Raw genomic sequence first — 13,928 nt, 5'->3', positions numbered from 1 at the left:
GCTCCCACAAGGGGCTATGTCACAGTCATTTCATGCGTATGTGCTTTAGTTTTCCTTTTCAGGGAGAACACCATGAGCGAATTCGACCTCGGTCGCCGTCGGGTCATGCAAGCGGTGGGCGTCGGGCTGTTGTTGCCGGCGCTGGCGCCGGCCGTGATTGCTTCGGTCAAGGATCGTCCGCTACTCACCGACGGCGTGCAGTCCGGCGACCTGCTGGGCGACCGGGCGATGGTCTGGAGCCGCAGCGACCGCCCCGCGCGAATGGTCGTGGAATGGGACACCCGCAGCCTGTTCAGCAACCCGCGCCGATTGGTCTCGCCGCTGGCCGATGCGCGCACCGATTTCACCGCGCGGGTCGAACTCACCGGCCTGCCCGCCGATCAGGCGATTTTTTATCGCGTGACCTTCGAAGATGCCCAAAGCGGTGTCGCCAGCGAACCCTGGTTTGGCCATTTGCGCAGCGTGCCGCAAACCCGTCGCGACATTCGTTTTGTCTGGAGTGGCGACACCGTTGGCCAAGGCTTCGGCATCAACCCGGACATCGGCGGTATGCGCATCTACGAAGCCATGCGATTGCGCCTGCCGGACTTCTTTATCCACAGCGGCGACACCATCTACGCCGACGGCCCGGTGCCCGCGCAACTGCCCACCGAAAGCGGTCGGGTGTGGCGCAACATCACCACTGAAGCCAAGAGCAAGGTCGCGCAAAACCTCGACGATTTTCGCGGTAACTACCGCTACAACCTGATGGACGAAAACATCCGCCGCTTCAACGCCGAAGTCCCGCAAATCTGGCAATGGGACGACCACGAAGTGGTGAACAACTGGTCGCCGGGCAAGCAACTCGATGCGCGCTATCAGGAGAAAGATATCCACACCCTCGTCGGCCGCGCGCGACAGGCCTGGCTCGAATATGCACCGATGCGTTTGCAGAGCGCCGACAACGGCGGGCGGATCTATCGCAAGCTCAGCTATGGGCCGATGCTCGATGTGTTTGTGCTCGACATGCGCAGTTACCGTGGCGCCAACGACGACAACCTCGGCGCGGCCAAACCCTTTCTCGGGCGCGAGCAACTGGACTGGCTCAAGCAGGCATTGAAAGGCTCGCAAGCCCAGTGGAAAGTCATCGCCGCTGACATGCCGATTGGTCTGGGCGTGCCCGACGGTGAAGTCAGCCCGGGTGTGGCGCGCTGGGAAGCGGTGGCCAATGGCGATCCGGGACCGGCTCAAGGGCGGGAACTGGAAATCGCTGAGTTGCTGGGTTTCCTGCGGGCGCAGCAGGTGCGTAACTTCGTGTTTTTGACGGCGGATGTGCATTACTGCGCGGCGCATCACTACCACCCGGATCGTGCCGCGTTTCAGGACTTTGAACCGTTCTGGGAGTTTGTCGCCGGGCCACTGAATGCGGGGAGTTTTGGGCCGAATCCGCTGGATAAGACGTTCGGGCCCCAGGTGGTATTCGAGAAGGCACCGCTGGCGCAGAACACTTCACCGTTTGCCGGGTTCCAGTTCTTTGGCGAGGTGAATATCGATGGGCAGACGGGGGAGATGAGCGTGGTGTTGCGGGATCTGGATGGGGTGGCGGTGTTTGAGCAGAAGGTGCAGCCGGTTTAATGTCTGTACACCCGCCCTCTGTGGGAGCGAGCCTGCTCGCGAAGGCGATCTTACAGTCAACGAGATGTTGAATGTAATGACCCCTTCGCGAGCAGGCTCGCTCCCACAGGGAATGCGTGGTGTCAGTAGACGTCGCGGCGGTAGCGGCCTTGTTCGATCAGGCGATCGACCTCTGCAATCCCGAGCACTTCATTGAGCACGTGATCCACCCCCGACGCCATCCCCTGCAAGCTGCCGCAGATGTAGATGACGGCGCCATCCGCCAACCATTTCTTCAACTCATCCGCCGACTCACGCAGGCGATCCTGAACATAAATCTTCTCGGCCTGATCCCGCGAGAACGCCAGATCCAGTCGCTCGAGGTCACCTGAAATCAACCACTCCTCCAGCTCATCGCGGCACAGGTAATCGTGTTCCCGATTGCGCTCGCCAAACAACAGCCAGTGCCGTTGTTGCCCGTCGGCAATGCGCGCCTTGAGCAAACTGCGCAGCCCGGCCAGACCGGTGCCGTTGCCCAGCAGGATCATCGGCACCGGCTCGGCCGGCAGATGGAACCCGCTGTTGCGCCGCACTCGCAGGCTGATGGTGCTACCTACGGGGGCGTGTTCGGTGAGCCAGCCGGAGCCGATGCCCAGGCTGCCATCGGCGTGCATTTCCTGACGCACGATCAGTTCCAGAATGCCGTCGGCCGCAATCGAAGCAATGGAGTATTCGCGCATGGCCAACGGCACCAGCGCATCGATCAGTGCCTGGGCGTGCAGGCCGACCAGATGGGCTCTGTTCTCCGGCAGTTGGCGCGTGGCGAGGGCTTGCTCCAGCGGTTGTGACAAGCCATCCAATGCAACCGCAGCGCGCCCGTCGATTCCCAGGCCGTCGAGGAAATGCTCAATGGCCCACGGGCAGTTACGAGGCAGCACTTCCACCAGATCACCCGCCAGCCAACTGCTGGTGGACGGGGCGGCGAGGCCGAGCAAGTACACCGGTGAACCAATGCTGTCCGGGTTCATCAATTCGCGGCGGGTCAGCGTCCAGTTGTCGTAGCTCGGTGCTTGCCAGGTGTCGACCGGCGTTTGCCCGGTCAACAGGCCCAGTTGTTGCTGCCAGTGGCGCAAGGCGTACGGGTCGCCGCTGTCGACTTCCACCGGGGCGAACAAGGTTTTGCCGCCGTGCTCGTCCAGCCAGGTGTGCAAGCGTCGGGCGAAGCCGCAGAAATGTTGATATTGGCGATCACCGAGGCCGAGCACCGCGTAGTTCAAACGCTCAAGACTCGACGCCCGACCCAGCACCTTGCGTTCGAAGCCGCGCGCACTGTCCGGTGCTTCACCGTCGCCGAAGGTACTGACCACGAAGAGTGCATTGGTGGAGTTCAGCAGATCCTGTTCACTGACGCTCGCCAGCGGCTGCACGTTCACCGGCACGCCGGCGGCCTGCAATTGGCCGGCGGTCTGCCACGCCAATTGCTCTGCAAATCCACTCTGGCTGGCGAAGCCGATCAGCCATGCCGGTGCATCGCTGCCCGGTTGTTCGAGACCTTTGCGCGCGTCCTTGATCTGCTTTTTCTTGCGCCGACGATCGAGGTACAGCATCCAGCCCGTGACGAAAAACAACGGCATGGTCAGTGCGGTAATTGTCAGGATGATGCGCCCGACAATGCCGAAGTAGCTGCCGACATGCAGTGCATAAATGCTGGTCAGCAATTGCGCCTTGAGGCTCTTTTCGCTGTAGCGATCGTGCTGCTTGACGATGCCGGTCGCCGGGTCAAGGGTGATCTGGTTCAGGGCGCGGTCGTGGGGTGAGGTTTTCAGCAGGTAGTACACAGTCGCCGGCTGGCCGGCCACGGGCGGCATACGGATGTTGTAGGCGCTGAGTGCGGGACCTGCGGCGCTGTAGACGCTGCTCCAGATGGCCGCGTAGTCGGCAGTTGGCGCCGGACCGCTTGGTGCCGGACCACGGCCACCGCGCACGCGCTCGTTTTGCGGGGCGTCGGAGAGCAATCGGGTCAGGCCTTTGTTGTACCACTCATACGACCAGGACAACCCGGTCAGCGCCGCCAGGAGGTAAAACACCAGGCACCAGGTGCCGGCTACCGAGTGCAAGTCCCAGTTGAAGCTGCGACCCTTTTTCTTCCAGTCCAGGGTCAGCCAGGCGCGCCATTTGTTCCACTGGCGCGGCCAGCGCAGGTACAGACCGGACAGGCAGAAGAACACCAGGATCAGCGTGCACGCGCCGGTGATGTTGCGACCGGTGTCGCCGATGGCGAGGAAACGGTGCAGTTGCAGTACGAAGCCGAAGAAGTCCTGGCCGGTGGCATCGCCCATGAGCTCGGCGGTATACGGGTCGAAGTAGCGCATCTCGCCACGGCGTTGGCCCGGCGGCGGGGTGAAAAACACCTTGGCCGCGTGGCCGCTGTCGGTCTCGACGGAGAGCATCGAGACTTTCTTGCCGGACGCGGCTTCGATGCGCTCGACCAGTTCGACGGGCGGCAGGACGCCGGCGACCTGCTTCTCGACCTGCAACACGGAAGGGTTTAGTACGTTCAGGATTTCATCCTGAAACGACACCGTCGCCCCGGTGATGCCCATCAGGGCCAGGACCAGCCCGGCGCTGATGCCGAAAAACCAGTGCAACTGGAACAGGGTTTTCTTCAACACGTCACTCGCCTTGTTCGTTCAAAAATTATCATCACGGCGCGCATTATGCCGTGGGTTGTCGAGAAACATTCTTTTTTACGTACAAAAGCCCCACTCACGAATGAGCAGGGCTTTTTCGTCCCGCTTCTATCAGAAGTGGAAGTTGGTGCTCAGCAATGCCGTACGGCCCGCTGCCTGGTTGGCGAAGTGGGTCGAGAAGGCCTTGTCGTAGTACGTTTCGTCGGTCAGGTTCTGCACGTTCAGTTGCAGGTCGACGTTTTTGCTCAGCTTGTAGGCCGCCATCGCGTCGTATCGAACGTAGGAATCAACCATGGTGGTGTTGGCCACGCTGCCGAAGACATCGTCGACATAGAACGCACCGCCGCCGATGGTCAGCTTCGGCGTGACCTGATAGGTCGTCCACAGGCTGGCACTGTTTTTCGGCGTGTTAGGCAGTTCGTTGCCATCGTTGGCTGCGCCCAGCGGGCCGCCGTCGACTTGCTCGCTGTCCATGTAGGCGTAACCGGCGAACACTTGCCATTTGTCGGTGAGCTTGCCGGTGGCCGACAGTTCGACACCTTGCACGCGGGTTTTACCGGCGTTTTCATAGGTCGTGGTGTCGACCTGGACGCGGGCGTTATCTTTCTCGGTGCGGAAGATATCGGCGGTCAGGGACAGACGATCGTTCATCAAGTCCCACTTGGTACCGATTTCGTAGTTCTTGGTGGTTTCCGGCTCCAGGTCGCTTTTCAGCAAGTTGCCGTTGCGATCCGGCGTGCCGCCCAACGGGTTGCCTTCCGAACCTTCGCCCAGGGTGTTGCCCGGTGGCGTGGCAGACGTTGCGAAGGACGCATAGATGCTGCCGTTTTCCGCTGGTTTGTACACCACGCCGAACTGGCCGGTAACGAACTCGCTGGTGTCATCGCCCTTGGACGTGGTCACGTCGGAACCGTTGAAGGTTTTGTAGTCGGTGTCGAAATGGTCGTAGCGCAGGCCCATGTTTACCAGCCACTGCTGGGACAATTCCAGGGTGTCGAACACATACAGTGCGTAGGTGTTGGCCTTGGTGTCGGTGCCGGCGTAGTTACGCGAGATCGCACCGTTCCATGGATCGTTCGGGTTGGGGTTGGACAGCGAGGTGCAGTTGTAACCGCTTGGCGCGCCGATCAAGGCCGGGGAGCAGTTGGTGGTGGCTGCTGCTGTCCTCGGGGTGGTGTCGGTGTTGACGTTGTACGAGGATTTCTGACTTTCCTCGTGGGTGAACTCGATACCGGTGGCGAAGCTGTTCTTGAAGCCGGCGATGTACATGTCACCGAAAAGATCAGTCTGGTTGGTCGTGGTCTCGGTGTTGCTGACACGGGTATTCGCCCGGCGCCAGACGCTGCCATTGTTGACGTTGCCCTTGCTGTCGTCCGGCTGGGTCAGGATGTAATCCTGCATGCTGGTGCCGTGACGCAGGGTGTTCTTGACGGTCAGCGCGTCGTTCAGGTCGTGCTCGATGGCGAAGGTCGCGGTGTCGGTGCGGCCCTTGCGGAAGTCACGGTCGTTCAGGCCGTAGAAGTTTGAGCTGTCGCCGCCATCGTTTGGTTTGTCTGGGTTGGACTTGGTGCGCGCAGCCGAACCGGCCACCGGGATGGTGTACGGAATGCCCGAGTCCGGGGTGTCGTTACTTTCCAGATGGTAGTAATCGAGGTTCACACGGGTGTCGGTGCCCAGGCCAAAGGCCAGCGACGGCGCGATGCCCCAGCGGTCGTAGTCGACGCTGTCACGGCCCGCGACGTTGCTCTCGTGGCTCAACAGGTTCAGGCGGCCCGCAGCGGTGTCGGTGAACTGGTAGTTGCTGTCCAGGGTGAAGCGCTGGGTCTGGTCCGAACCCCAGGTAAAACCAGCGTCATTCGAATTGCCCAAGTGGGCTTTTTTGCTCACCAGGTTGATGCTGCCGCCGGCAGCGCCACGGCCACCAATGGCCGAGTTCGGGCCTTTGCTGACTTCAATCGATTCGACGGCGAAGATCTCGCGGCTCTGCGAACCGGTGTCGCGCACGCCGTCCAGATAAGTGTCGCCTTGGGCGTCGAAACCGCGAATGAACGGACGATCGCCTTGCGGGTTGCCACCTTCACCGGCACCGAAGGTGATGCCCGGTACGGTGCGCAGCGCGTCCTGCATATTGAGGGCGCCGGTGTCCTTGAGGACCTGTTGCGGAATAACGGTGATCGAGCGCGGGGTATCTACCAGCGGCGCGGTGTACTTGGATGAGGAGGCTTTTTCGACGTTGTACGAAGTCTCGTCCTGGGCCTCACCAGTGATGGCGGTTGCGCCCAGCGAAATCACATTACTCGGTGCCTTTTCGTCGGCTTTTTCCGCCGCGAAAACCATGTGTCCCGCAGAGCCGGCAGTAATCGCCATGCCGATGGCCGACGCGAGCAAACGTGGTGAACTGACCGGTACGTGTGGTTGTTGACGTGACATTTGAATTCCCCTCCCCAAGGATTTGAGGCCGCGGAATATAGGGTAGACGCGTATTTGTATCAATTGCGAAACGTTATTATTCGCGAAGAATTTACATTCTTTACAATTTAACCTTACGGTTTTTGCTGTTTCGTCCGTCGCAAGGGTTTTACACGAGCAATAAGAATCAATACCATTAGCGCCCCTTTAGTTTCAGGTGCCTTTGCCATGCTGCTGCACGTTCCCGGCTTGTTCGCGAAAGAAGAAGTGCAGCGCATCCGCGAGGCTCTGGAGCAGGCCGATTGGGCGGACGGCAAGATTACCGCCGGTTACCAGTCGGCCAAGGCCAAGCACAATTTGCAGCTGCCTGAAGGCCATCCGCTGGCCAAGGAAGTCGGCGCGGCGATGCTGGAACGGCTGTGGAAAAATCCGTTGTTCATGTCCGCGGCGTTACCGCACAAGGTGTTTCCTCCGTTGCTGAACTGTTACACGGCCGGCGGCAGTTTCGATTTCCATATCGACAACGCGGTGCGCCAGCCCAAAAACAGCATCGAGCGAGTGCGCACTGATCTGTCGGCAACGCTGTTTTTCAGCGAGCCTGAGGACTACGACGGCGGTGAGCTGGAAATCCAGGACACCTTCGGCACACAACGGGTGAAGCTGCCCGCGGGCGACATGGTTTTGTATCCGGGCACCAGCCTGCACAAGGTCAACGCCGTCACTCGCGGTACGCGTTACGCTTCATTTTTCTGGACGCAAAGCCTGGTGCGCGAAGACAGTCAGCGCGCCTTGCTGTTCGAGATGGACGGCGCGATCCAGCAACTGACCCAGGACATGCCCGATCACCCCTCGCTGATCCGCCTCACCGGCACGTATCACAACCTGCTGCGTCGTTGGGTTGAGGTATGAGCTATCAACTGCGCCGCGAGGAAGTTCTCGACGGTGATGCGCTCAAGGCCATGCTGGCGGAAAGCCCGGCGCGCGCAGCCCAGGCGATTTTGATCGCGGCTCGCGAAGGCACACTCGATGCTCAGGCGCTGCTTGGGCAAATCCTGCTGGACGGCAACGGCATCGCGCTGGATCAGCCGTTGGCATTGCGCTGGTTCGAGATTGCCGCTCGTGGCGGGCACCTGATGGCGCGCAACATGCTCGGCCGTTGTCACGAACACGGCTGGGGTTGTGCGGCGGATGCTTCGGTTGCTGCACGGCACTACCGAATCGCAGCAGAAGCCGGGCTGGATTGGGCGATGTACAACTACGCCAACCTGCTCGCCACCGGACGGGGAGTGCTGGTGAATCAGGCGCAAGCCTTGAGTCTGTATCGAGAGGCGGCCGAACTGGGCCATGCTAAATCCATGAACCTGCTGGGGCGTTATCTGGAAGAAGGTGAGGTTTGCCTCGCCGATCCACTTGCAGCACGAGTCTGGTATCGACGCTCTGCCGAAGGCGGAGATTTTCGTGGGCAGTTCAGTTATGCGGCCCTGCTGGCCGATGACGGGCATGTTGACGAATCGCTGTCTTGGCTACGTCGGGCATTGGCCGCCGGTAACCAGAACTTTTTGCGGGTGAGTGGTGAGGCGCTGAACAACGCCCCACACCCCAGGATTCGAGCGATGGCTCAGGAATATCACCAGCGTGCCTCCCAACTCGCTCAGCCATTGAGTTAACCGCGCAACCACTGGCCTTTAAGGTTTTCCAGGTAGCGTTTGAAAGGCTTGGCTTGCGCTATCAGCTTGCGGCCCTTTTTGACGATATCGCCTTGGGTATCCTCGGTGATGGCCTCAAGAAACAGCGACACCGCTTCGACAATGTTGCTCGTTTCATCCGCATACGTATTGCGCGGTTCGATCACCTTTTTCGTATCGGTCAGCTGTTTGACTTTCTTGTCGTTGTCGCTCATTTGGGTAACGAGAGAGTCCAGGCGACCTTGCCGATCTTTAAGACGAACCCGAAGCGTGGTTCGAGCGTTGATCAAGCCCTGGTATTTGATCAGTTCGTTTGCCTCATCAAGAAACTTGTTCGCCACCGCCAGGCCGGCTTTCAGTGCGGCGGTTTGAGGTGTTTCAGGTTGAGTACCGATCATCCCGGTCAATTGCTCAAGAAGAGGTTTCACGCGGTCAATGATGCTGAGGCTTTCAAACAGGCGGATTGCTTCGTTCAAGACCCTTTCATCTTCGAGAAGCGCATCCACAGGAGGCTTTTCTTTTTCCAGTTGCGCAGACAGCACTTCGCGAGCTTCCATCAGTTCGGCAATCCTGAACCGGTTATTACTGATGGGGGAGTACCTGACACTGTAAATGGCTTGGCTGAGTTCTGTTTGAGCTTCATCCAGCTTGTCAGTGCACAGCGAGATTAGCTGCCTGGCTATTTTGGTATAGGACTCAATGGCGTTTTTGGTAGGCGGGTTCATTTCGCCTGCTGACAATGTGTCCAGCGCCTGGAGCGTCTCATTGAGTGCCGTGGTTTCAAGGCTGATAATCGCGGACGTTAATGTTTTGGACGCGACCAGGTCTGTAGCGGTGATTTCCGAACTTAGTTTGATCAGTTCATTCCGCAGCGCCTCAATATACAAATCAGCAGAGCCGATAATGGCCTGATAACGAATGGTTTCTCGGCTGTCGCGAATAAGCGACATGTCCGGCGCGGTATACGATAGTGTTGTCATAAATATCCTTATTTATAATGGTTTGGATCGTCGTTAGTTCAGTCGAATGCTTTGGTGAGGGCCTTGGCGTTGGACTCGATATTTTTCCAGTTGCTGAGTACGATTTTCAGGCTCGAAACAAAAGCTCTGAGTGTGAGAAACTCGTGAATGCCATCAATTTTGTTTTTTGAAGAATTTATGTATTCCGATATTGTGATCCACAAGGTTTCCAGATGTGCGGTGCTCTCCGTAGCTCCGATGATGTAAGCGTCGACGCTTTGCAAACGGTCGTGCAGGGTCAGCAAGGTACCGGTCAGAACGCTTTTTTTGCGGACTTGCTCGGTGAGTTCATCCCGACGTCGGATCAATGGCGCTACATGGACATCCTGCAGTACTGCTTTGACTTTTAGATACTGCGAGCCCAGCGGGTCGGTGAAAGCCATAAAGTAATCGAAGAAGTTGGGCTCGCCTTCCCTGGTTTTTTCATCGACCAGACGCTGAGCTTCATCAATTTCAGCATTGATTCGAGTGATCTCGGCACTCAATTCGTGGTTGCCGGCCAGCTTCAGCTTTTCTCCAATCAACACCGCGACCACGTCCGTTAACTCGGTTTTGAAGTGTTTCAGGCGAAGCTGGATGTCAGTGCTGCTGGATTTCTTTTGTTCGATGGAACTGGCAATGAAATGGATCGAGTCTTTGATGGACGGAAATCTGTTTGTCTCATCTCGTCCAATTTTCAGTTCAGGAAGTTTGGCAATTTCCTCGTCGGTCAGGCCTTCAATTGTGCCAATGTAATTTTTGTAGCCGGGCATTGTTTCAATGGCCGCGATAATGTCGTCTCCGAAATACCGCAGGTCTTCAGAGAATGCCTGGAGGCTGCCGGCGACTCTTTTCATCGACAGTTCGATGTCGTTCCAGCGATTGGCGTTGGTGACGATTTTTGCACAGGTATTTGCGATGTCATAAGGCTCCAGTCCCGCAATGCCAGTGTTTTCGCTTTTTAATAGATTTTTAACATCGTCGATGTTGATCGGAAGTTTCTTTGCTTCTGAGATGTATTCTTTAATTCGGGTGATATCCCCTTTGGTCACAATCGGCGGAGAGGCACTAAAAGCGAAGCTTTTGTTGTTGAGTGCTGGCGGTTGATTAAGTTGCATGCTTGAAATCCTTGTCAAATGGGTGAGGGTGCAGCATAACTTCAATTGGGTAATAGATGATTGATTGGTCTGTAACTATTCATGGTGTTTGGAGGGGTTGTATTAATTGTATATATTTGAGCGCTGGCGGCTAAGTGTTGCGTCGTATTAGAGTCTTTTTGCGCGATATCTGAAATGCAGTGAGTGATCAGCTCGTCAGTATCGACGACAATTTATTATTATAAATAGCCCTGAGAAGACAAGGAGTCTCTGATGGAATTCAATATAGACGATAAGATCGTTCAGGCCGCAGCCAAGGCGCCGAAAGTTTTTGTGGATGCATCGATTGGCGATGGAGCGGACTATAATCGCGAGACCGGAATTCAGTTGACGGCAAAGCAGATTGTCAGTCTGAGGAAGTATGAAACTTTAGGCTTGTCGCTTCCTGTTCGACTGCAAGATGTTATTGCGTATCTCAATTACGGCGCAGGCGATGCGGGCGGTGTGGGACTTGCCGCGAGGGATTTTCTACGCACATTCTCTATGACGTATGACCATGCCAAGCGCTGGTCGCCCTTGCGCGAGAAAATAATGCTGACGGGTACCGATCTTAAAATTTTCGGTGGCAGCATTATCAGGACCGGCAACGGCATTGTAGAGGTCTATGAAGATCTCAAGTCATCGAAGTACCTGGAAGAACATAATATCAATACGCCAGAGGAGTATCAGAAACTGAAACTCCGTATTCCGAATCTTCCAGATCTTGGCTTGCCTGAAGGAGATGTTCCGGAAATAAAGGCCCACCTCAATGACATGCTGGGGAAAATCAAGCGATGCCATGATAAGGCCGAGAGTGTAAGAGCAGAGCTGGATAGTTTTGGCATTGATATGCGTGAGGCGGTACTGCCCGAAATAAAACTGCGCTTGGAGTTTGTTTCCCGAAATACGTATCAGGCAGATATCAAAGTTCTGCAAGGTGAAATTGATCAGCGCTCGAAAGACATTGATGAACTCAATAAACAGTACGATAACCTGGTTCAAGAGGCGATCAAGGCGGCCGCGACCCTCAATATTGGCGGGTTGATTCTCGGCATCTATCAGGGTGTCAAGGCTGAAAAGATACGCGGTGAACGCAATAAACTGAAGGACGCGCAACACGTCTCTAATCAAAAAATGGCCAGTAAGAGTCAGACATTGAGCTCCTTGAACAAGGTGCGTGATGATCTTCAAAATCTGAGCTACGTGGCGATCGAAGCTGAGGTTGCAACTCAGAACCTTATGCTGGTGTGGAATGCACTGAGTACTTATATCAACGCATCCGTCAAAGAAGTCGACAAGCTGGAAGATGCGACTACTTTGAGGCGATTCAAAAATCAGATACTGAGTGTCATTGAACCGTGGGAGCAGATAAAAACAAGTTCGGATCAGTTGCTGGGGGTGTTCGCACAGGCTGATAAAGAATATGAGAGTGACCGTTTGTTGATAAAAGGTAGGGCGCACATGTTTTCGCTGTCTAATGTTTCAGAAAATCCAGCTTTCAATATGACGGACCTGCGTGGTCATAATGCTGCGGTGCAAGGAGCCAACACCACTGCATTGATGCTCTTCGAACAATACGATTATTTGCCTGGCACCGTCAGCGCGATGAACAATCTGGCGATCGCTATCAACAAGACAACGTCCGACCTACGCCGCCAGGTTCAGACAACCACCATCAATCTTGTGGGTACTGAGAAAAAACTGAAGGGCTATCAGGCAGAACTCGAGTCTCCGGACGACATGGAGGAGATTCATGAAGATATGGAAGCGGAACTCAAGATTGCATACAGCACAATGTCTGCACAATCTGAAGATCTGAAAAATATCCAAAAGAGTATCAGCTCTCCTTATGACAGAGCCGCCTCTGAAAAGTGGGCTGTTACGCTGCAACAGGATCGGACATTTGTTGAAGAGCTAAAAAATCACGCTGAAGCAAAACTCGCTGAACTGACCGCGAAGATGAAGTCTGTGTCCGAGGCAATTGACTTGATCGGAAAAGCCGGAATTGAAAAAATCGGTCAAGAGGTGCAGTTGTCGCTGGATAATCTGAAAGCGCTGGGTCTGGCGCCGCCGCAGGTTCAAGTCGCCTTGTTGGCCATTGATACGCTTAAAAAACTGATTTCTGGTATTGGCGAGGCTATTTCTTATCTCAACATGTTGGCGGCGTACAACCGACTCAAGGAAAGAGCAGGCGATCTACGAGTGCAGTCGCAACAACATGCCAAAGAGATCACTCGGATTAGCGGAAAGATTGAATTGGTACAGACGCTGGACAACCTGGACGATGGCCGGGTGGCCTACGTGAATGAACTGTCGAAGCTGGTTGCCGACTTTGAAAGGTTTTCTCTCGACTTTAAGCAAAATAAGTCTCTGCCTGTCGAGTCGCGAACTGATACCGCCATTACCCGGATCGCAACCGTTGTTAAATACATGAAGACTATTCAGCAGTCGTAAGGAGTGGGGGAGGTGGGCCGTGTGCCCACCTCTTCTAACATGGAAGATGAACACACTTACCTATGAATTTACCGCGACGCAGCGGCGCGTGTTAGATCGTTACACCCAGTTTTTGGGTACGCTGCACTCTACGTTCAACAAGATACCCGTTGTGTTTGAGCGTCGAAGAAACAGCGGGCATCAATTGGCGGTTCTGGCCAGGGATTCGCGTTTGAACAATGCCCCGTTTAATGAGCGATATCTGCATGAATTTTGGGGGCGTACCGAACAAACCCGGCTTTTATGCAGTGCTTATGTAAGCGATCTTAAAATATTTGCCGACGAGTCCTTGGAAATAACCCGGCAGATGTCGAGGAATCAACCTGTTGGTCAAGTCGACTTCAGGTTGTACAGTTTGTCCCGATCGCAGACCTGGATGTTATTTCCACCTCGGGATGTAAAGGATCTGGTTCACGAATTATTTCTTCGATTTGATGAACTGAAGACTGCAGTACGACAACTGAAATATACGACCTCGGAATTGTTCAACGAGGCATTTGGACTGAGTTCGGTATTCACCCAGGCAATGGACCATCGATCCTGTCATTGCCATGTACAACCGACGGTTGTGCAGGAATTGTTTCGCGAGACTAACACTGCACCTGCATGGGACATCGCTTATTCGTCCAGGGACGCTTTGGTCAGGGCCGCAGAATATAAGGCCGATATTGCAGTGTTGTTTGCCAGTTTCGTTTCCGTGAATGCACCGATGGGGGTGTTTATCGAGGAACTGATCCAGCGCATCGATGGCATGATGAAAGAGTTATTGATGGCAAAGAGTGTCTCCAGACTGGGTGAGTTGAATTTCAAGTTGGGCGCAACGCTGGAGGGCGCTGATGAATGTATGGCGATGATGACGCATTTTGAAAAATGGCTACGGAAATAAAAAAAGGCCCATGTCTCCATGGGCCTTTTTTATTGAGC

At 55.6% G+C, this 13,928-nt stretch carries 9 protein-coding genes; 5 read left to right on the top strand and 4 right to left on the bottom strand.

Translation table 11 applies throughout. The features are described 5' to 3' along the window. Positions 1-72 precede the first annotated feature (72 nt). The gene (locus AC07N8_RS12470; RefSeq protein ID WP_493143800.1) at positions 73-1,614 is read left to right on the top strand and encodes an alkaline phosphatase D family protein; all 1,542 of its coding nucleotides are present in this window, start codon (positions 73-75) and stop codon (positions 1,612-1,614) included. A gap of 122 nt (positions 1,615-1,736) precedes the next feature. Here AC07N8_RS12470 and AC07N8_RS12465 read toward each other — a convergent pair whose 3' ends face one another. Both AC07N8_RS12465 and AC07N8_RS12460 read right to left on the bottom strand, forming a co-directional pair. Continuing rightward, a complete protein-coding gene (locus AC07N8_RS12465; RefSeq protein ID WP_493143799.1) occupies positions 1,737-4,265 on the bottom strand; it encodes a PepSY domain-containing protein in 2,529 nt (842 codons plus the stop codon). A gap of 129 nt (positions 4,266-4,394) precedes the next feature. Then, a complete protein-coding gene (locus tag AC07N8_RS12460; protein WP_483842510.1) occupies positions 4,395-6,713 on the bottom strand; it encodes a TonB-dependent receptor in 2,319 nt (772 codons plus the stop codon). A gap of 207 nt (positions 6,714-6,920) precedes the next feature. Between AC07N8_RS12460 and AC07N8_RS12455 the strand changes: the two genes are divergently transcribed. Continuing rightward, complete coding sequence (locus tag AC07N8_RS12455) at positions 6,921-7,601, top strand: Fe2+-dependent dioxygenase (RefSeq protein ID WP_483842511.1); 681 nt, start codon at positions 6,921-6,923, stop codon at positions 7,599-7,601. Continuing rightward, positions 7,598-8,359 carry a tetratricopeptide repeat protein gene (locus AC07N8_RS12450; protein WP_483842512.1) on the top strand — a complete coding sequence of 254 codons (762 nt, stop codon included), beginning with the start codon at positions 7,598-7,600 and terminating at the stop codon, positions 8,357-8,359. The genes AC07N8_RS12455 and AC07N8_RS12450 overlap by 4 nt, the downstream gene beginning before the upstream one ends. On the opposite strand, the gene AC07N8_RS12445 is transcribed toward AC07N8_RS12450, so the two are convergent. Further along, the gene (locus AC07N8_RS12445) at positions 8,356-9,357 is read right to left on the bottom strand and encodes an alpha-xenorhabdolysin family binary toxin subunit B (protein ID WP_493143796.1); all 1,002 of its coding nucleotides are present in this window, start codon (positions 9,355-9,357) and stop codon (positions 8,356-8,358) included. The two genes, AC07N8_RS12450 and AC07N8_RS12445, sit on opposite strands and share 4 nt — an antisense overlap. 38 nt (positions 9,358-9,395) lie before the next feature. Next, complete coding sequence (locus AC07N8_RS12440; protein ID WP_493143794.1) at positions 9,396-10,493, bottom strand: alpha-xenorhabdolysin family binary toxin subunit A; 1,098 nt, start codon at positions 10,491-10,493, stop codon at positions 9,396-9,398. 252 nt (positions 10,494-10,745) lie between these two features. Here AC07N8_RS12440 and AC07N8_RS12435 point away from each other — a divergent pair, with 252 nt between their 5' ends. Together AC07N8_RS12435 and AC07N8_RS12430 are read left to right on the top strand one after the other, a co-directional pair. Then, the gene (locus AC07N8_RS12435) at positions 10,746-12,965 is read left to right on the top strand and encodes an alpha-xenorhabdolysin family binary toxin subunit A (RefSeq protein ID WP_493143792.1); all 2,220 of its coding nucleotides are present in this window, start codon (positions 10,746-10,748) and stop codon (positions 12,963-12,965) included. 46 nt (positions 12,966-13,011) lie between these two features. Further along, entirely contained in the window at positions 13,012-13,890 is an 879-nt protein-coding gene (locus AC07N8_RS12430) for a hypothetical protein (RefSeq protein WP_493143790.1), read from the top strand. Positions 13,891-13,928 lie beyond the last annotated feature (38 nt).

Source organism: Pseudomonas sp. GW821-FHT10C09, from assembly GCF_059415465.1.
Note: the sequence above shows the minus strand (reverse complement) of the source record. Positions and strands in the feature narration are given on the sequence as shown.